This is a genomic window from Pseudomonas sp. R2-7-07, from assembly GCF_003852355.1.
Lineage (GTDB): Bacteria > Pseudomonadota > Gammaproteobacteria > Pseudomonadales > Pseudomonadaceae > Aquipseudomonas.
Genome location: NZ_CP027759.1, coordinates 2,905,612 through 2,923,780, shown reverse-complemented (window position 1 = coordinate 2,923,780; position 18,169 = coordinate 2,905,612). Strand labels below are relative to the sequence as shown.

The following is an 18,169-nucleotide window of genomic DNA, read 5'->3' as shown; positions in this document are numbered from 1 at the left end:
TCATCATTTCGCAGACGCCGCCCTCTCGATCAAGCGAGCAACGGGCGCCGGGTTTGAAACCATCACCACATGGGAGGCGCCCTTCACCACTTCCACGGCTTTAGCCCCTGCTCGCTGGGCCATGAAGGCCAGTGCCTGGGGCGGAATGTTCTTGTCCTTGTCGCCGTAGATAGCCCAGCTTGGAATGTGCTTCCACGCCGGCGTGGTAAACGGCTCATTCAGCGCGGCTTCGGTGACCGGACGCTGGGTGGCGGCCATCACTGCCGCCTCAGCCGCGGGCACGTCAGCGGCGAATTGCGCGTGGAATTTGTCCTGCTGGATGTACAAATCCTTGCCACCCTCATTCAATGGCACCGGTGCCGCGAGGGTTGGCCCCAAGGTGCTGCCGGGAAACTTGCCGGCCAGGCCGGCGACGGTTTCGCCGGTGTCCGGGGCGAACGCACTCACGTAGACCAGCGCCTTGACGTTGGCCTGGTCATTAGCCGCTTCGCTGATGACGTTACCGCCGTAGGAATGCCCCACCAGCACAACGGGCGACTTGATGCTCGCGATCAGTGACGCAACGGATGCGGCATCACTTTTCACACTGCGCAGCGGGTTGGCCGCGGCGACAACGGTGTAGCCATCCTTTTCGAGGATCTTGACCACGCCGTTCCAGCTCGAGGCGTCGGCGAAGGCGCCGTGAACAAGCACGACTGTTGGCTTCTCAGTCCGCGCGAACGCGTCAGCACCGACCAACACAGAGGCAGCGACTGCCAGCGAGGCAATGATTTTCTTCATGGAGAACTCCTTGAACTTGGGGTTATGGGGCGTACCGGGTGAACACGAAATCATGGTTTTTGACGCGCGCTTGATGACAGGCAAAACACGTCTCGTGCTGAGCCTGGTCGACCGCTTTGCCGTTGATAAAACGCCCAAAGCCCCACCCACCGGTCGCCGCGTACTGCTTCGAATCCTTCACCATGACTTGAACCGTGGTGGCCGCACCGGGTATCGAGGCGGGCTCGAATTCCGGCGACTGGACGTGCTTCCACGCCAGTTTCACCAGCACCGTGCCATCGGGAAACGGCAGCGCTGAGTCCTGGTAGGCCTTGATTGCCAGATTATTGCCGACCACGGCGCGCAGTTCATCCAAGGGCGCGGCTTCCTGGGCTGGCGCGATCAGCGGCCACTGGCGATAGCCTTCGGGAATCTTCACGCCGTAGATCGGCGAAGCGTCACCGCCAGCGGAATCGCCCATTGCGACGCCCGTGAGGGTGAGCGCAAGCGCCGCAAAAGCCCCGGCCAGATGCATGAATTTCATGGTGACGCTCCCTGTCAGAGATGATCGGCGTCAATCACCGCCTGGGCGAACGCCTGCGGCGCTTCCTGAGGCAGGTTGTGGCCTATTCCACCGCTGATAAGGCGGTACTCATACTTGCCGGTGAAACGTTTTGCGTACGCTTCAGCCGGTGGATGAGGGGCGCCGTTCGCTTCGCCTTCCATCGTGATGGTCGGCACGCTGATGGAAGGGAATGCCGCCAGCTTCTTCTCGATCGCGTCGTACCTGGGCTCGCCTTTGATCAAGTCCAGGCGCCAGCGGTAATTGAACATCGACACGGCCACGTGATCCGGGTTTTGCAGGGATGCCGCGCTGCGGTCAAAGGTGGCGTCGTCGAAATTCCACTTTGGCGACGCCAGCTTCCAGATGAGCTTGGCGAAGTCATGGGTGTTTTTCTCGTAGCCCAGACGCCCGCGCTCGGTTGCGAAGTAGAACTGGTACCACCACTGCAACTCGGCGGCGGGTGGCAGTGGTGCTTTGCCCGCTTCCTGGCTGCCGATCAGGTAACCGCTGACCGCCACCAGGGCTTTCACGCGTTCCGGCCACAGTGCGGCAACGATATCGGCAGTGCGGGCGCCCCAGTCGAATCCACCCAGCACGGCTTTGTTGATCTTCAGCGCGTCCATGAAGTCGATCAGGTCGGTGGCCAGTGCAGCGGGTTGCCCATTGCGAACGGTCTTGGGCGAGAGAAAATGCGTGTCGCCATACCCACGGGCAGACGGGATCAACACCCGATAGCCCTTGCCCGCCAAAGCCGGCGCGACATCAGCGAAGGCGTTGATATCGTAGGGCCAGCCGTGCAGCAAAATAACCACCGGGCCGTCGGCGGGGCCGAGTTCCGCGTAGGAAACGTCCAGCAGACCCGCTTTCACATGCTTGAGGTCACCCAGCGAAGTGTGAGCGCCCGGCGTAATAGCGGCCACCGTGGAGGCCGGTACGTCAGCAGCGCTGGCCTGGGCAAACCCTGCCGCCACGGCGCCGAATTGCAGTACCGCTGCTGCCAGTAGCGAGGGGGCAACACCCCGCAGGCGGCCGGATTTATTCTGGTTGTTCAGCAAGGTCATCTCCATAATGTTTCTCCGTAGCGAGCCGCCGCATAACGGCCCGATGTATTGACGGGGGTTGGGTAAGTGTTACTGAGCGGTCTTCGTTACGCCGAGCTTGGCGCGCAGTGGCCGGAAGGCCTCACGCAATTCTTCGCTGAATAGTTGCGGTTGTTCCCAGGAAGCGAAGTGGCCGCCCTTGTTAACCTGGTTGTAGTAGGCCAGTGAGGGGTAAGCGCGTTGCGCCCAGCTTTTGGGGGCCTGATAGAGTTCGTGGGGGAAGACCGTGATCGCCACCGGCACCTTGATGCTTGTGGTTTTCTGCGCGGCGGCGCTGAAATTGTTGTTGTTGTTTTCCCAGTAGAAACGCGATGACGATGCGCCGACGTTCGTCAGCCAATACAGGCTGATGTCGTCCAGCATCTCGTCACGGGTTAGTACCCGTTCAGGCTGACCGTTGCTGTCGGTCCAGGCGGCGAATTTTTCGTACATCCACGCCGCCGTACCGGTGGGCGAATCGGCCAGCAGGTAGCCGATGGTCTGCGGGCGGGTCACCATCATTGCGCCGTATGCCGCGTTGCGGCCGAAGAAGGTACTCAGGGACTCAAACGCCTTGCGTTCAGGCTCGGTGAGCCCGACAGGTGCCGGGTCACCACTGTTGATCGGCTTGACCAGCTCGGGCGGAATGGTGGCCGGCATGTTCAAGTGAATGCCCAACAGACCCGGCGGATTCAGGCGACCCAGCGCATCCGATATCACCGAGCCGTGATCACCACCCTGGGAAACATAGTGGGAGTACCCGAGACGCTTCATGAGCACATCCCACGCCTTCGCGACGCGATCCGGCCCCCAGCCCAACTCAGTGGGCTTGCCGGAAAAGCCGTGTCCGGGGATCGAGGGGATGATCACGTCGAACGAATCTTCGACCTTACCGCCGTAAGCCACAGGGTCGGTCAGCGGGCCGATGGTCTTCAGGAACTCAAATTGCGAGCCCGGCCATCCGTGTGTCAGCAGCAGCGGCATTGCATTCGGGTTGCGCGAGCGGACGTGGATAAACTGAATATCCACGCCGTCGATGGTGGTGATGAATTCGGGCAGCGCATTGAGCTTCGCTTCGGCCTTGCGCCAGTCATAGCCGTTGCCCCAATACTTCACCAATGCCTGGACCTGGGCCAGCTGCACGCCTTGGGAGACGTCATTGACCGTCTCTTTGTCTGGCCAGCGGGTCGCGGCGATGCGCTGTTTCAGATCGGTCAGTTGAGCTTCATCGACATGAATTCGGTAAGGCCGAATTGATTCGGGTTGGGTCGCGGCCGAACTGGCAACTGACGCTTCGGCGGCCCAGGCACCGCCGCTGCCTGCGACCAGGGCCAAACCAAACACGCCCATCCTCAGGGGGTTTTTCCAAGGCATAACGAGATCTCCGAGCGTTAGATGAGCCATCAATTGAAGAGGGACTGCGCCTTCTCGATGGGTTCATTTAACGCCCCGCAGGTATCCGGTATGTGTCACCAACCGCCTTGAACGAATCACTGTGTATCGGGCCGGGGCACAGATACAAAACGATACAAACCCACCCAGGCGAGTCTGGTGCAAAAGTTTTACCAGCTGGAAAGCGTCACCTGGATATACTCGACGCCACCTTCTTCAACGCCGTTAAACAGGGATAAAGGTGAGTCAAGTGGAGCACGTAGATCACATCCTCATCGTCGACGATGACCGCGAGATCAGAGAGCTGGTGGGGAATTATCTTCAGAAGAATGGGCTGCGCACGACGGTAGTGGCGGACGGTCGCCAGATGCGTGCCTTTCTGGCGTCCACGCCGGTCGACTTGATTGTGATGGACATCATGATGCCCGGAGACGATGGGCTGGTGCTGTGTCGGGAACTGCGCGCAGGCAAGCACAAGGCCACGCCGATTCTGATGCTGACCGCGCGCAATGACGATACGGATCGAATCATCGGCCTGGAGATGGGCGCCGACGATTACCTGGTCAAGCCCTTTGTCGCCCGGGAGTTACTGGCGCGAATCAATGCCGTGCTCCGCCGCACCCGCATGTTGCCGCCCAACCTGATCGTCACCGAAGCAGGCCGGCTGCTCGCATTCGGCAAATGGCGGCTGGACACCACGGCTCGACACCTGCTGGACAGCGAAGGCACCATCGTGACGTTAAGTGGCGGCGAGTATCGCTTGCTGCGCGTCTTCCTCGATCACCCCCAGCGCGTGCTGAACCGCGATCAACTGCTCAATCTCACCCAGGGCCGCGACGCCGACCTCTTCGACCGTTCGATTGACTTGCTCGTCAGTCGGCTGCGCCACCGGCTGCAGGACGATGCCCGCGATCCCGCCTACATCAAGACTGTTCGCAGCGAGGGCTATGTCTTTACCTACGCGGTGCAAGTGTCAGGAGCACAGCCATGACCATGACGCGTTGGCCGCGCACGTTGGCCTCGCGGTTGACACTGATCTTCCTGGTGAGCCTGGCGGTGGCCCATGGATTGTCATTCGGGCTGCAGTTCTATGAGCGCTACCAAAGTGCCAAGATGTTGATGCTGGACAATTTCGAACAAGACCTGACCACCTCACTGGCGATACTGGAGCGGTTGCCGGCCAATGAGCGTGAGGCATGGTTGCCGCGCCTGGAACACCCCAACTACCGATACGAACTTGATGAGGGCCAGCCGGGCACGCCAATGGACATGACCAGCGCTCCCGTCTCCGTGCGCTCCATGCAAGCCACGCTGGGCCGGGACTACCCATTGAGCTTCAGCGATATTGCCGATGCGCGCCCTCATTATCAGGCCCACTTGCGCCTCAAGGACGGCAGCCCCCTGACGATTGATGTAAGACCCTTGGTGATGCCGCTATCACCGTGGTTACCGGCAGTTCTGGTTGCGCAACTGTTGCTGCTGTTCGTCTGCACCTGGCTCGCGGTACGCACGGTCATACGGCCACTGACGCGGCTTTCCCAGGCGGTAGACGGCCTGGATCCGAATGGCCAGGGCGAACCGCTCAAGGAGGAAGGGCCAATCGAAGTGGTCTACGCGGCCGTCGCCTTCAATACCCTGCAGGAGCGCATTGCGAATTACGTCAAGGAACGCATGCAGCTGTTGGCAGCGATTTCCCACGACCTGCAAACCCCGATCACACGGATGAAGCTTCGCGCGGAGTTCATGGACGATTCGATGGAAAAGGACAAGCTCTGCAACGACCTGGAGGAAATGCAGCACCTGGTCCAGGAAGGCGTGGCCTACGCGCGGAGCATGGCGGGTTCCGATGAGCCCAGCCGGCGGATTGATGTCGATTCCTTTCTGGAAAGCCTGGTCTTTGACTACCTCGATACCGGCAAGCAAGTGGCGTTAAAAGCTGACGGCGGCGCAGCCATCAATACCCGCCCCCACGCGCTTCGCAGAGTGTTGGTAAACCTCTTGGACAACGCTTTGAAGTTCGGATCAGAGGTGCAAATCATCGCGCAGCGCCAGCCGGGCGGTGGGCTGCTGATTCAAGTGCTGGACCGTGGTCCCGGCATACCTGACCACCAATTGCCCGAAGTGTTGAAACCGTTTTATCGCGTGGAGAATTCGCGAAACCGGGAAACCGGTGGTACAGGGCTGGGCCTGGCGATTTCGCAACAACTGGCACTTACCCTGCAAGGCGCCCTGCGCTTGGTTAACCGGGATGGCGGCGGTCTGTGTGTGGAGTTGACACTGCCACCGAGGCTCTCGGGTCAGCGCAATAAGTCAATACACGGTCGGCCCTAAGTAGGCGGGACGCCTCTGCATAACAGTCGGCCACGAATCCAACGTCGTCCAGTCGATGCCTTTTTCCAGTTCAAATCGACAGACAGGCCCGCGAATCAATAGCTGCGTCTGGATGGCCTGCTCAGCGGCGGCGGTATATCCCCATGGAACCGCATCCAAGTCCCGTAGTAGAGCTGCTAACAGGTCCTGATCAAGACGGTCGCCGAATCGAGCGACCAGAAAATGTTTAGCGCGGCGAAACCGAATTCCAGTGCCGACCAGTTGCTCAGCGAGGGCCGATGCACCTCGGCCCGCTACAGCAATTTCGGGGGCATGCCGCACGATCATCCCCAGCATTCCCGACAGCGTTGGCGATCTCGCCGCCACGATTTGCCGGAGGTCATCCGCCAGGTCCGAGCGTTTGAACAGGCAGGCCGCAATCAGGTCGTCGCCGATATTGAAGACGACCCGCCCAGCGAGCTCCGAAAGTGCTTTGCTTGGCCACTTGGCCGCCAGGAAAAGGCTGGCCTGCCGAAGCGACTCATAGCGTTCGTACCACCGCCCATCGTTCTTGGCCTCCACATTCAGCCAACGTGCATACCCGTCAATTAAGCCCAAGCAATAAGCGAACCCCCTGCGCTGACAACGTAAGAGCAGACCACGAACGACCCGGCTCTGCGCTATAGCGGCGACCGTCGACGACATCGGCAGGGCATGCAAGGCAACGTACTGTGACGCGTCCTCAAGTACCGCCCGATGCCGTATTAGGGTGGTGAATATCGCCTTCCATTCCAAACCGTCGAAATGTTCGGCGAAAGCGTCGACGGCTTCGTTGGCGACATACGAAAAATCGTAAGAGGCGTCGAATAGCAAACGCGTGGCGACCACAAAGCGCCATAAATGCTCGTAATCCCAGGGATCTGATCCTTGCGCATTGAGGCGGATGAACAGTGTCCAGGTGCCCAGCACTTGCTCACGCCGGATCGTCATTGCTGGGAACATCCAAGTGCGGAATCGATCCAGGAATATCTCAAACGCCAGGATCCGCGCGATTTCGCCATTGGGGCAATCAGGCGGCTCCGTCCACTCTACCGAGATCTGCCTCGGCGTGAACACGTAGCTCGCCTTGTGCGTTCCCATCGGAATCTGGATCTCGAGCAACTCTCGCTCGAAACGCAGAACCTTCGTCGAGCGACTACTAAACGTCGAGCAAAAGTGCTCGAGCGCTTGTACGCGTCTTGGTAGCCCCAGCGTATCAAGCCGTAGTCCCGCTAGAGCATATTGGTGGAGCAGATTGTGTAGAACGTGCGGATTTTCGTACCGCTGCGCGGTCTCGCGGGAAACCACAATGGCGTCAAACTCAAACTGCCAGTTACGGTCCTGTATCTCGAATGACTCAGGGATCGCCTCATCAGTCCACTGAAGCAGCCAAGTTTGAAAGCACTGAAGCACCACGACATCGCGTTCAGACCGCAATCCGATGCTCAGGAATTCGATCCAGCATTGCATCACGTTGAGGTAGCGGCGATAGCTGCTAGCGTCGCCCTCCTCCACCGCGCGCCCTAGTAGCCCTTTCAATGAGGCGTCGTACGTTTCGACCAGCGATCCTCTGATTTGCTCGGCGACGTTTTCCAGACCTGCCTCGTGCAGCGTGCCCCGGAGCGTCAAATAAGTATCGTTGAGTTGCTGAGGAAGCCTTGCCGTCGCATCGCCACCCGACACAATGCCTCTAAACAACGCTACTGACTGCCGGAATGCGTCCACCGGTTCAACGACAGTAGGATTATCGAGAGCCTGGCGCATAAGCAGGATTGCACTTGCGATCGGCAACTCCAATGAACGTGTGGATGTCATCGTGTCGGCAAACAAGCCGTCTTCAAGAGCGTGCGCTAATGCGTCGAGGTAAGAGACGGCGTCTTCCAGCACGTAAACCGGCAGTTGCGCGCACTCCGTCCTGACGAAGGATACGCTTTCAAGAACCAACACGGCGTTGTCGCGTCGAAGCGCCGTCAATTGCACAGTTGCCGAATCGAGCAGGCGGCACAACGTTTGCGGCGGTACCCAGGACGCCGCCACCTCACAGTCGAGCAGTGCCATGACGATTCGAAGGTCACCACTCGCGACCAACGTGCGTGTCACAGACGACAGCGCGTACAGTGTACGCAGTTCGCGCGGCGGCGCATCCTGTGACACTTGGACGGCACGTTGGTAGTCTCTCGCAAATTCAGTCAGTGCACAGCATTCGCCGACATACCCTGGGTGCTTTGACCGCCCGATTGCCGCGAGCAAAGAGGGTGACTCCACTACGCCATTGGCGCGGTGCATCCACCTCGCCGGCATCGGCTGTTCGCTACGTGCGAACAGCTGCTCCTTGACTTCACGCGCGACCGGCAGGCGACGCAATTGGGCGAGGACATCGATGCAGTCTCGCGTCAGCTCGCCGCCAGGTACCAGCACTTCATCGGTGAAGATAAGGGCACAGTCGTCAGGCAACACCAACTCTCGACGCAGCTCACTCTGAATTGATCGCAGCATCGTCCAGTCGCCGAGAATGCAGGCGCCGCGATCAAATACAACGCAGTCGGCTCCGGCTGGCATGCGTCGTGTGTCCATCCTGACGCAGGTAATTTCCTGCTGACGAAACATGATACCTGCGTGTTCCTCCGCACTGCCCTCGTCGACTATCACCACCGCGAGGTCGGCCTGCTCCCCTGGACCGAGCGCAAGATACCGGCGCCAAGCGCCCATAAGATCAGGTGCCACCAGTGCGCGGCCCGAGGATTGGGCACCCAGCGTTAACAAGCTTGCTTCCACGACATCGTAGCGCCCGATCAACGCTTCACGGCATACATCGGTCAACATATAACGATCGCGAAATGCATCGTCAGCATACGCCGGCCGCGCCTGCAGCAGATGCATCCGTAACACCGTCGTCTCGCGCAGATGGCGTCCGCGCCATAGCCTAAGGTCTGAGCAGGCCGGACGCAGGACCAAAGCCGTCGCCCGCGAGCCGGTATTCTGAGCGCTCGCAAAACCGAAACCAATCGTATGCGCGACGTTCATCAGTTGTGGATTTCTCGGCATGACGGTGGTCACGGATACAAAACCAAGCGTCGTCTCGAGGCCCCATTCGCAATCGATCGCTATGAAGTCAAACGTCTGCATCAGCTCGTTACAGACCGCTTCCATGTGATCAAGAACTGCCGTGTCCAGATACGGCGAATGATCGTGACCGACATCGCGGGAGACATCAATCTTCAGCAGCGGCTGCACAAAGCATGGAATTGCCCCGCCATGATCGTTACACCCCGAGAGCGCAAGCTGGCGTCGTGCATGCTCGGTCGATCCACTCATGGCCACAGCGGCAATGCACTGTATCAACGCTTGTGGCTCGGGACATATCAGGCTTTCGTAGCCGCCGGCATTGACGTGATTCGTCAGGTCCTCGTTACCTGCGCTACGCACGATCCAGGGCGCTGGGCCACAGACGTCCTCCACGCTCCGCATCAACTGCGGAAAAGCCTTCTCAAAAGCGGCCGCGTAAATCGATACCGCGTCATCCGCCTGTGCCAGGTTGCCCGGCACTGCGGTCGGCAATGGCGCGATCGGAAAGACGGGCAGGACAAGATTCCCCAGGGCTTCCATCCTCCGAATGCGCAGCAGTCGATCCATCTTGGGTGCGTGGATCGGTTCTTCTTGTGTAGGCATGGTTTAGTACTCAAAGAACATTTAAAACACTAGAGCCTTGAGGTCACTGTGCAGGCAATAGCTGGACACACTACATTGGATACCCAACCAACTAATGATTATGGTGCAAATATAAAGACTCCCACAAAAATATAGGAAATATATTACGCCGCCATCCTACATAAAATAAAACTTGCCATTCTCCAACTAGATCTCTCTGCCTAGTTAATTTAACTTTTACCAAATAGTGTTATTTTTCAAACCAAATATCATCATAAAGTGGCTACGCTCATGACTCCTTACTTCATTCGCCAACTCATCATTCACACGATCTGCAATGTTACCGGCGCGGCCCCTAAAGAGGTTACGGCCCTCGACTGGGTTGAATTGAATACACGCGACTGGGAGCAGGTCTTCAGTCGGCTCGAAGCAACGCTCGACATCCAGACCGGTATGTTGACCTCGATCGAACGATCGTTCTCCATCGAGAAGTTAATGCATATGCTGCACGCAAGGGTTACACATAACATCGTCATCTGACCGTCTTGCCATAGCACACCGCTCCGTCGCGTGCGCGGGCGCCCGGTGATCACCCCTTGTTCTTAGCCTCCGCCAGCAACTGCTGGATCACTTTTTCCTGAGTGTCATAGCCGCCTTCGCCGAAGTGGGTGTAACGGATCTTGCCTTCGGCGTCGACGAGGTAGTGTGCGGGCCAGTATTGATTGTCGAATGCGCGCCAGATCGCATAGTTATTGTCGATCGCGATCGGGTAGTTGAGGTCCAGCTTCGCTACGTTTTTGCGCACGTTGTCTATCACCCTTTCAAAGGGATACTCCGGGGTGTGCACGCCGATGACAACCAGCCCCTCCTTCTCGTATTTGCGTGCCCACTCGTTCACATACGGAATGCTGCGCTGGCAATTGATGCAGTCGAACGTCCAGAAGTCCACCAACACCACCTTGCCCCGCAAGGCCTCCTTGCTCAGTTCCGGTGAATTCAACCACTGGACGGCGCCCGACAGGGACGGCATTTCACCCTTAGCACTCAGGTCAGGTGTGGTCGCGGCCTTGACGCTGTCCACCAGGTAATCAGTGACTTTGGGCACACCGCTCAGCAGCGACTGCTCCAGCCTGGCAGCGCCCTGGGATGAAGTGCCGGCAAGCAGTTGGCTTTGTGAGCCATTGGCGATCACCCCCGCAACCACCAGCGCGGCCAGCCCTGTGCCGCGCCGCAGCCAGGCAATCACGGGCAGCGACAACTTCAACCGAGACACCAGGCCTCGGCCCGCGAAGATCAGCACGCCCAAGGAGACGGCACTGCCCAAGCCGTAGGCCAACAGCAGCAGGCTGGTGTGCGCATTCGGGCCTTGAAGCATTGCGCCGGTCAGGATGACCCCGAGGATGGGCCCCGCGCAGGGTGCCCAGAGCAAGCCGGTTGCGACCCCGATCAGCAGCGATGCGCCGGGCCCCGACAATCTGCGCGTGGCGGGATCGAGGCGATTACCCAGTGCCGTCAACGGGCGCATCAGCCCGCTGCCGACTTTGGCGGAGAGTAACGACAGGGCGAACACTACCAGCACCACCAGCGCGAGCTGGCGACCGATACCGTTGGCCGTCACCACCCAGTCACTGCTGACCACGGCGAGGCTGGACACGAGGGCAAAGGTCAGCGCCAGGCCAAGCAGTGTCCACACCACCGACGCTGGCGAGCGATTGGCACGGGCGAATAAAAACGGCACGACGGGAAGAATGCACGGGCTGAGTACCGTGACGATGCCGCCGAGAAAGGCGATCAAGAACATGGCGCTACCTGCTCAATTGGCCGAGGGGGTGTCCCTCGCTGGCGCCAATTGAATCGCCTGCAGGTATCGCGGATATGTCGGTAAAGCGGTCTATTGAATCCGCAAGTATCCGCAGGGCCTGTAGATACAGTGCGATACGGAACTGCTAGCGCCCACTCAGCACGCCATAGATCTCAGCAACCACCTGCGCCGTGGCGTCCTCGATCGATCCTTCGTTACGGCATAGCACCCAACCGTGATCGGCAACCGCTCGTTCGAAGCCCAGCGTGCAGGCCACCTGTTCTTCCAGGGAGTGCAGCACCGTACTGCCCAGCCCACGTGTTCGTGCCGCCGCCCTCGCCCATGACGTTTCAGCGTCGGTGACTACCCCTACATGCAGGTCTGGAATCTGCACACCACGCTCCATGTTCAGCTTTAGAATTTCTGCGAACGGCATCAGGCGCCGAAACGCCGCGTCAGACGGGTACCAGCGGTCAATCAGGATGATGCTGTCAGAAGGCTGTTTGGGCAGTACATGCCGGGAAATCCAGCCACGGCTGTCAGCAAACCGCTCACACACCGCCAGCTCCAGCGCCGGGCTGGGATTTCTGACGAGCTGGTTGACCAGCGCCATGGTTTCACCCCGATGGGGATCGCTCTTTTTTTCGCACAGTCGGATCACCTTTTTGCCGTCTGCCCTCAATGCTGACGTAACAGCCTCCAGCAGCGTGGTCTTGCCGGTGCCCTTGGGCCCGTCCAGCGAAATGAACAGCGGGCGAATCATTTGACCTGCTCCACGGCGGACATCGTGTTGGGGGAGTTGTTCGCGGGGCCAGTCAAGCCAGAAGGAATGCTTAACTTTTTCTGAATCACCGCGCCGTCCCATCATCAAACGAATAGCCCCTGCCCTAATGCCAGTCAGTTAAGGGCTTTTTGTAGGGAGCGAGCTTGCTCGCGAAGAACTCAGGCCCCCGCGTTTATCCAGAATGAACGCGTAGCCTGGACGTTTTTCGCGAGCAAGCTCGCTCCTACACGTAACTGACTGGCATCAGGCCTGCCCGGGTATCACTCTTAAGTGTAACGGAGGAACAGTCATGTTCGACAAACCGCACTACCTCGTCAGCTTCATCCTCGACAACCAGCCGCAGAGCCGCTCGCTCGAGTACGATGGCGATGAGCTGGACCCGCAACTGGCTCAGTCCCTGCTCAGGCAGCGCTTTGCAGAGCTCAAGGATGCGCGGTTGAGCGACGTGCAAGTGCAAAAACGCACTAAGCCGGCCGACGAAGGTCACGACATTCCGGGCCATTATCAGCAGCCGTAAATGGCCCCTGAACTCGCAGGATTCAATCGATCGGACCGATATTGATCGTGCGGTCAGCGCCCAGCCCCTCGACCTTGGCGAGGATTTCGCTGGGCGTGTCCGCGGAAAACGTCAGCACATAGCCCATGCCGCTGCCGTCTTCTTCCACCGAAGCCACCCACAACTCGACTTCATCGGCGGCCAGGCCTATGGCATTACCGATCGAACGGTTGCGCGCTTCTGAATCGGTGTCGCCCGCTGGGTAATCATTCATGGGTAAACCTCCTCGTGTCTGTGTGATCGTTGTTATCACCATAGACGCACGAGGCAGCGCAGGGTTCGTTTTCTTGTCTCACACACGCACACCCGCCGCTCGTCACCCCTACCCTGTTTTTTTTAAACTCTTGGATTTCGGCTTATCAAACTAGGTGTGGACGCTTCAACCATGACTGACAATTGGAGGACTCATGAACCACGCCACCCCGAATTTGCCATGCGCCTGCCCAGGCTGCAGTTGCCAGGTGACCGCTGCCGCACGCTATGAACGCGACGGTAAAGCCTTTTGCAGCCTGGCCTGCGCCGACCTGCACCCACGCGGTCAGGCATGCCCCAGTGCCGAATGCCATTGCGAGTCGCATGTAAAGGTGCAGGACCGCGCTGTCAGCGATAGCCAGCTTGACGAGGCCATCGAAGAAACCTTCCCGGCGAGCGATCCTATTTCACCCTGATCGTGCGATCCACATGGGGCGTTGCTTTATCAACTGAACCGAATATCCAACGCACGCAGGTAGGTTTGCAGCCCCGCGTCCTGGATCGGGATCAGGAACGCCTCGGTGTCGGATTCATTGAAGTGCGCATGCCAATACCCAGGCGGCGTCACGAACGCCAGGCCGGGCGACCAGTCGACCCTTACCGGATTGCGGATCTGCCCATCCGTGTCCAACTCGGTGCCGACCAGGGAGTAGCAGCCTGGCGGGCAGTCAATGATGAAATCCAAGGCAATCGACTGGTGCCGGTGGGGCTTTTGCACCGATCCGGCCGGCAGAATGCCGTACATCGCCCACAGTACGTGGGTAACGGTGCGCGTTTGGGGAAAGTTGCGATTGCCCAGCAGGATACTGATGCGGCTGCGGTCCTGGGCACGCGGGTCATCCGCCGCTTCGCGCAGCTTGGCGTTGGCCAGCGCTGCGGGGTACAGCGTTGGTGTGAAGCGATCTGCACTGGGTACCACCCCGAGGTAGCGCAGCAACGGTTCATCGTGCACGTAGTAAAGGCGCGCATCCGCGCTGGCACCGAAGTGCGCCGCCTGCAAACCCGGCAGCGCGATAAAGCAGCCTTCGGACCATTGGATCTCATGCTCGGCCTGCACCACGCTGCCCTCCCCGGCGATCACGTAGAACACCTGGGAGGTCGCGTTGGGTTGCACGGTCAGCGTGTCGCCACGGTTGAGTCGCATAAAGTTGGCGCACAATCCGGGACCTGTGGCCGGGCCTTCGCAGCCCAGGGCGTCGCTGAGGTCCAGCGGCACGACGCGTGAAGGGCCGCTGTCATACAGCGCGGCAGGAAAACTGTGGTAGGGAATGCGCGGTATGAGATTGGCACTGATGGGGTTGGCGGCCTTGCTGTACTCGAAGTACTCGGCGTCCACTTGGTGGGGATCGGACAATGCGCGGCTGAATTCACGGTTCATCAGGCTCACCTCAGTCTTCGGCTGGTTTGCACAGCGCCGTTGAGTGCGCTGTGGGGGTGAGTGAACTATAGGCATAGCACGCCGGCGGATGCATCCCTTGATCCGCACGGCAGTCAGGTCAAACGAGGGCAGCGGCTTAACGCCGCGCAAACTGCGAAATTTCCAGCCCCAGGCGCTCGCGTAACGTACTCCCTTCATACGCGGTCCGGTAAACACCGCGTTCCTGCAGCAACGGTATGACTTCTCGGGTAAAGCGAGTGAACTGCTCCGGGTGCCCGATGTAGATGTTGAAACCATCCACGGCGCGGGCGTGCAGCCAATCCGCCATTTTTTGCGCCACCGTGTCAGCCGTGCCGGTGAAGGCCCCTGGACGCAGTTGGCGGCCAAATTCTACGGCCTGGCGCAGGCTGAAACCCTTCTCGCGGGCCTGATCGGCGATGCGTTTGGCCGCAGTGAAAAAGCTGCTGCGCGCAGCCTCCAGGCTTTCTTGAGGAAATGGCGCATCCAGGTCGTACTGGCTGAAGTCGTGCCAGCCGAAATTACGCCCGAATTCTTTCAGCGCAAGCGCAAAACTATGGTCGACCTGATGATAATGCTGCTCGATTTCGCGGGCGTGGGCATCGGTGTCGCCCACATAGATTTCCGCGCCGGGCATGATCAATAACTGCTCCGGATCGCGCCCGCGTTGCAGCGCCCTGTCTTTGATATTCCGGTAAAACGCCTGGCCCTGCTCGATGCTGGCGGCATGGGTGAAGATGACGTCGGCGGTGGCGGCGCCCAGGTCGCGGCCTTGCTCGGAATCCCCGGCCTGGAAGATCACCGGCTGCCCCTGGGGTGAGCGCTGGATGTTCAGCGGGCCGACCACCGCAAAGTGCTCGCCTTGGTGATTCAGGCTATGCAGCTTGCTCGGATCGAGAAACTGGCCGGTGGCGCGGTCGCGCACGAAGGCGTCGTCCTCATAGGAGTTCCACAGCCCCTGCACCACCTGGACGTGTTCGGCGGCGCGGCTGTAGCGCGTGGTGTAGTCATAATGCTCATCAAGGCTGTAATTGCCGGCGGTACCGGCATCGCCGCTGGTCACCACGTTCCAGCCGGCGCGGCCTTTACTGATCAGGTCCAGGGAAGCCAGGCGCCGCGCAACGTTATACGGCGCGTTGTAGGAGGTGGTCAGCGTACCGACCAGGCCGATATGCCGCGTGCTCACGGCCAGCGCCGACAACAGCGTCAGCGGTTCCAGGCGATTGAGGTAATGGGAAGGCGAGCCTGGCGTGATGAATTGGCTGTCGACGATAAAGATCAAGTCGAACAACGCCGCCTCGGCCTGGCGCGCGATATCGATGTACCAGTCGATGTTCACGCTGGCGTCGGCCGGCAATTGCGGGTCGAGCCACAGGTTGTGGCGGCCTGGCCCACCGCAACCCATGGTCAAGGCGCCCAGTTTGAGCTGTCGTTGGGTCATGTCAGAGAGATTCCTTGGCGTATTCAGGGCTGTGCCTGGGCGACGGCGGGCTGCAAAGCCGCAGTGAATGACGGGTCGAACAGGCTGGCGGCCGGGTAAGCCTTGATCAGCCCTTCGCTGGCGAAGAAGTCCACGGTCTTTTGCGCCTCGACCGGTGCCTGGGCGGTGAGCGGTTCGACCGTGGTGCGTGCCCGGGCAAACCAGGCGCGGGCGATTTCAGCGTCGGCGCGGGTGCGTTTGGCCCATGCGTCAGCGTAGGCGTTGGTGTTGGCCGGGCTCTGGCGTGCCCAGTCACGGGCTTTTTTCAGGCGCTGGAGAAAGTCGTTGATGGGCGCGCGTTTTTCGTCGACCGCCTTGGCGTTGGCGGCGATAAAACTCTGGGCGGGAATCAACCCCTCGGCCGTCGCGAGTACCCGTGCACCTTGGCGTTCCTGCTGGGTCACATAAGGCTCCCAGGTGGCGATGACATCGACCGAGCCGCCTTCGAGCGCATGGGACGCATCCAGTGCGCTGAGGTAACGCAACTGCAGCGCGTCGCGGGCAACGCCGGCGTTATCCAGTGCGCTCAGCAGCAGTTGCTGGCTCCAGGAACCTTTCCAGATGGCTGCACGTTTGCCCGCCAGGTCCGCGAGGCTGTGGATCGGCGAATCCTGCTTGACCAGAATCGCCACGCCCGCCAGGTTTTGCCGGCTGATGGCAATCACCTTGATCGGCGCGCCCAATGCGCCCAGGAACAACACCGGCGCGTCGCCGAGCAGACCGATATCCAGGCTGCCGACGTTGAGCGCTTCGGCCACCGGCGATCCGGCCGTGAACTGCTTCCATTCAAGGGTGTAGGGAAGATCCTCAAGCACCCCCGCCGCTTCCATCGCGGCTTGGGCGTTATAGCTTTGATCGCCCACTACCAGCGTTTGCGCATGGGCGGTGAGGCAGATCAATGCGGCGGCCATGCCGGTCGCCAGTTTTGACAGGTAACGCACGTTCGTCTCCAGATGCCATGGGAGGCACGTCAAGTCGATCCGCGCGTGCGGTCTCGGCGATAGTCGTAAGGGGCATTACGATGAGGTTATAAGAAAGACATGTAAAATATTTATATTGCATAACGTAATTCACTAAAAATGCACATATTGCATTTTATTCGCGCATCGCCGCGCAAGACGCCTCTTGCGCATTCAAACGTCATCAACCCCTGCCCGTCTGCGTGGTAATCTCACGCCACCACGAATAGACATTGATCGTCACTTGACGATGACCAAAGCCAGGAAAGAACATGCCCAAGATTTCTCACTCAGCGCTGCGCCGTCACTTCCGCGAACTGCTTGCCACGCCCATTTGTGTTGAAACCGCCTCGGTTTTCGACCCCATGTCCGCCCGTATCGCGGCCGACCTGGGTTTTGAGGTGGGTATTCTCGGCGGCTCCGTCGCCTCCCTGCAGGTACTGGCGGCACCCGATTTCGCGTTGATTACCCTGAGTGAGTTCGTCGAACAGGCCACCCGCATCGGCCGCGTCGCACAGTTGCCGTTCATTGCAGACGCCGACCACGGCTACGGCAATGCCCTGAACGTGATGCGTACGGTTGAAGAGCTGGAACGCGCTGGCGTCGCGGCGCTGACCATTGAAGACACCCTGCTGCCTGCACAATTCGGGCGTAAATCCACGGACCTGATCTCCGTCGAAGAAGGCATCGGCAAGGTCAAGGCGGCTCTGGAGGCGCGTGTCGATCCTGAACTGTCGATCATCGCGCGCACCAACGCCGGCGTATTGCCCACCGAAGACGTGATTGCGCGCACCCAGGCCTATGAAAAGGCCGGCGCCGATGGCATCTGCATGGTCGGCGTCAAAGACTTCGACCACCTGGAGAAAATCGCCGAAAACCTCACAGTGCCGCTGATGCTGGTGACCTACGGCAACCCCCAACTGCACGACAGCGAGCGCCTGGCGAGCCTGGGCGTGCGCATCGTGGTGGCCGGGCATGGCGCCTACTTTGCCGCGATCAAGGCCACTTACGACAGCCTGCGCGCGCAACGGCAGTTGACCCACAGCACCTCGAACCTCAGTGCGACCGAACTGACCCACACCTATACATTGCCGGAAAGCTATGTGGCGTGGGCTGAGGAGTTCATGGACGTGAAAGAGTAAACCCCTG

At 59.8% G+C, this 18,169-nt stretch carries 17 protein-coding genes; 6 read left to right on the top strand and 11 right to left on the bottom strand.

Going from position 1 to position 18,169, the window contains the following annotated elements; all coding sequences use genetic code 11:
* Positions 1 to 3: 3 nt before the first annotated feature.
* The 4 genes from C4J86_RS13230 to C4J86_RS13215 all read right to left on the bottom strand — a co-directional run bounded on the left by C4J86_RS13230 (position 4) and on the right by C4J86_RS13215 (position 3,777).
* The gene (locus C4J86_RS13230) at positions 4 to 780 is read right to left on the bottom strand and encodes an alpha/beta fold hydrolase (protein ID WP_124370722.1); all 777 of its coding nucleotides are present in this window, start codon (positions 778 to 780) and stop codon (positions 4 to 6) included.
* A 22-nt stretch (positions 781 to 802) separates the two neighbouring features.
* On the bottom strand, positions 803 to 1,303 hold the full coding sequence (locus C4J86_RS13225) for a cytochrome P460 family protein (RefSeq protein ID WP_124370721.1): 501 nt from the start codon (positions 1,301 to 1,303) through the stop codon (positions 803 to 805).
* Positions 1,304 to 1,317: 14 nt separating this feature from the next.
* Positions 1,318 to 2,391 (bottom strand): alpha/beta fold hydrolase, encoded by a 1,074-nt coding sequence (locus tag C4J86_RS13220; protein WP_124370720.1) that lies wholly within the window; start codon positions 2,389 to 2,391, stop codon positions 1,318 to 1,320.
* A 63-nt stretch (positions 2,392 to 2,454) separates the two neighbouring features.
* Complete coding sequence (locus C4J86_RS13215) at positions 2,455 to 3,777, bottom strand: epoxide hydrolase family protein (RefSeq protein ID WP_256681698.1); 1,323 nt, start codon at positions 3,775 to 3,777, stop codon at positions 2,455 to 2,457.
* A 268-nt stretch (positions 3,778 to 4,045) separates the two neighbouring features.
* Here C4J86_RS13215 and C4J86_RS13210 point away from each other — a divergent pair, with 268 nt between their 5' ends.
* Positions 4,046 to 4,786 carry a response regulator gene (locus tag C4J86_RS13210; protein WP_124370718.1) on the top strand — a complete coding sequence of 247 codons (741 nt, stop codon included), beginning with the start codon at positions 4,046 to 4,048 and terminating at the stop codon, positions 4,784 to 4,786.
* The gene (locus C4J86_RS13205; protein ID WP_124370717.1) at positions 4,783 to 6,126 is read left to right on the top strand and encodes a HAMP domain-containing sensor histidine kinase; all 1,344 of its coding nucleotides are present in this window, start codon (positions 4,783 to 4,785) and stop codon (positions 6,124 to 6,126) included. Before C4J86_RS13210 ends, C4J86_RS13205 begins: the two co-directional genes overlap by 4 nt.
* Here C4J86_RS13205 and C4J86_RS13200 read toward each other — a convergent pair.
* Positions 6,106 to 9,813 (bottom strand): hypothetical protein, encoded by a 3,708-nt coding sequence (locus C4J86_RS13200; protein WP_124370716.1) that lies wholly within the window; start codon positions 9,811 to 9,813, stop codon positions 6,106 to 6,108. The two genes, C4J86_RS13205 and C4J86_RS13200, sit on opposite strands and share 21 nt — an antisense overlap.
* A 270-nt stretch (positions 9,814 to 10,083) precedes the next feature.
* On the opposite strand from C4J86_RS13200, the gene C4J86_RS13195 reads away from it, so the two are divergent.
* Positions 10,084 to 10,332, top strand: coding sequence for a DUF6137 domain-containing protein (locus tag C4J86_RS13195; RefSeq protein ID WP_124370715.1), 249 nt, complete (start codon positions 10,084 to 10,086; stop codon positions 10,330 to 10,332).
* Between the two features lie 49 nt (positions 10,333 to 10,381).
* Here C4J86_RS13195 and C4J86_RS13190 read toward each other — a convergent pair whose 3' ends face one another.
* On the bottom strand, positions 10,382 to 11,593 hold the full coding sequence (locus C4J86_RS13190) for a cytochrome c biogenesis protein DipZ (protein WP_124370714.1): 1,212 nt from the start codon (positions 11,591 to 11,593) through the stop codon (positions 10,382 to 10,384).
* Between the two features lie 145 nt (positions 11,594 to 11,738).
* Positions 11,739 to 12,356, bottom strand: coding sequence for a dTMP kinase (locus tag C4J86_RS13185; protein ID WP_124370713.1), 618 nt, complete (start codon positions 12,354 to 12,356; stop codon positions 11,739 to 11,741).
* A 310-nt stretch (positions 12,357 to 12,666) separates the two neighbouring features.
* Between C4J86_RS13185 and C4J86_RS13180 the strand changes: the two genes are divergently transcribed.
* Positions 12,667 to 12,894, top strand: a complete 228-nt coding sequence (locus C4J86_RS13180; RefSeq protein WP_124367059.1) for a hypothetical protein — start codon at positions 12,667 to 12,669, stop codon at positions 12,892 to 12,894.
* Positions 12,895 to 12,916: 22 nt separating this feature from the next.
* Here the strand turns inward: C4J86_RS13180 and C4J86_RS13175 are convergent, their stop codons facing one another.
* The gene (locus C4J86_RS13175; RefSeq protein WP_124362868.1) at positions 12,917 to 13,147 is read right to left on the bottom strand and encodes a DUF317 domain-containing protein; all 231 of its coding nucleotides are present in this window, start codon (positions 13,145 to 13,147) and stop codon (positions 12,917 to 12,919) included.
* Between the two features lie 193 nt (positions 13,148 to 13,340).
* On the opposite strand from C4J86_RS13175, the gene C4J86_RS13170 reads away from it, so the two are divergent.
* A complete protein-coding gene (locus C4J86_RS13170) occupies positions 13,341 to 13,601 on the top strand; it encodes a metallothionein (protein WP_177413159.1) in 261 nt (86 codons plus the stop codon).
* 29 nt (positions 13,602 to 13,630) lie between these two features.
* On the opposite strand, the gene C4J86_RS13165 is transcribed toward C4J86_RS13170, so the two are convergent.
* From C4J86_RS13165 to C4J86_RS13155, 3 genes are all read right to left on the bottom strand, one after another.
* Positions 13,631 to 14,563 carry a cupin gene (locus C4J86_RS13165; protein ID WP_124370712.1) on the bottom strand — a complete coding sequence of 311 codons (933 nt, stop codon included), beginning with the start codon at positions 14,561 to 14,563 and terminating at the stop codon, positions 13,631 to 13,633.
* Positions 14,564 to 14,699: 136 nt separating this feature from the next.
* Positions 14,700 to 16,022, bottom strand: a complete 1,323-nt coding sequence (locus tag C4J86_RS13160) for an LLM class flavin-dependent oxidoreductase (RefSeq protein ID WP_124370711.1) — start codon at positions 16,020 to 16,022, stop codon at positions 14,700 to 14,702.
* A 23-nt stretch (positions 16,023 to 16,045) separates the two neighbouring features.
* Positions 16,046 to 17,002 carry an ABC transporter substrate-binding protein gene (locus C4J86_RS13155; RefSeq protein ID WP_124370710.1) on the bottom strand — a complete coding sequence of 319 codons (957 nt, stop codon included), beginning with the start codon at positions 17,000 to 17,002 and terminating at the stop codon, positions 16,046 to 16,048.
* Between the two features lie 290 nt (positions 17,003 to 17,292).
* On the opposite strand from C4J86_RS13155, the gene C4J86_RS13150 reads away from it, so the two are divergent.
* Positions 17,293 to 18,162 carry an oxaloacetate decarboxylase gene (locus C4J86_RS13150; RefSeq protein ID WP_124362864.1) on the top strand — a complete coding sequence of 290 codons (870 nt, stop codon included), beginning with the start codon at positions 17,293 to 17,295 and terminating at the stop codon, positions 18,160 to 18,162.
* The last annotated feature ends 7 nt before the right edge of the window (positions 18,163 to 18,169 follow it).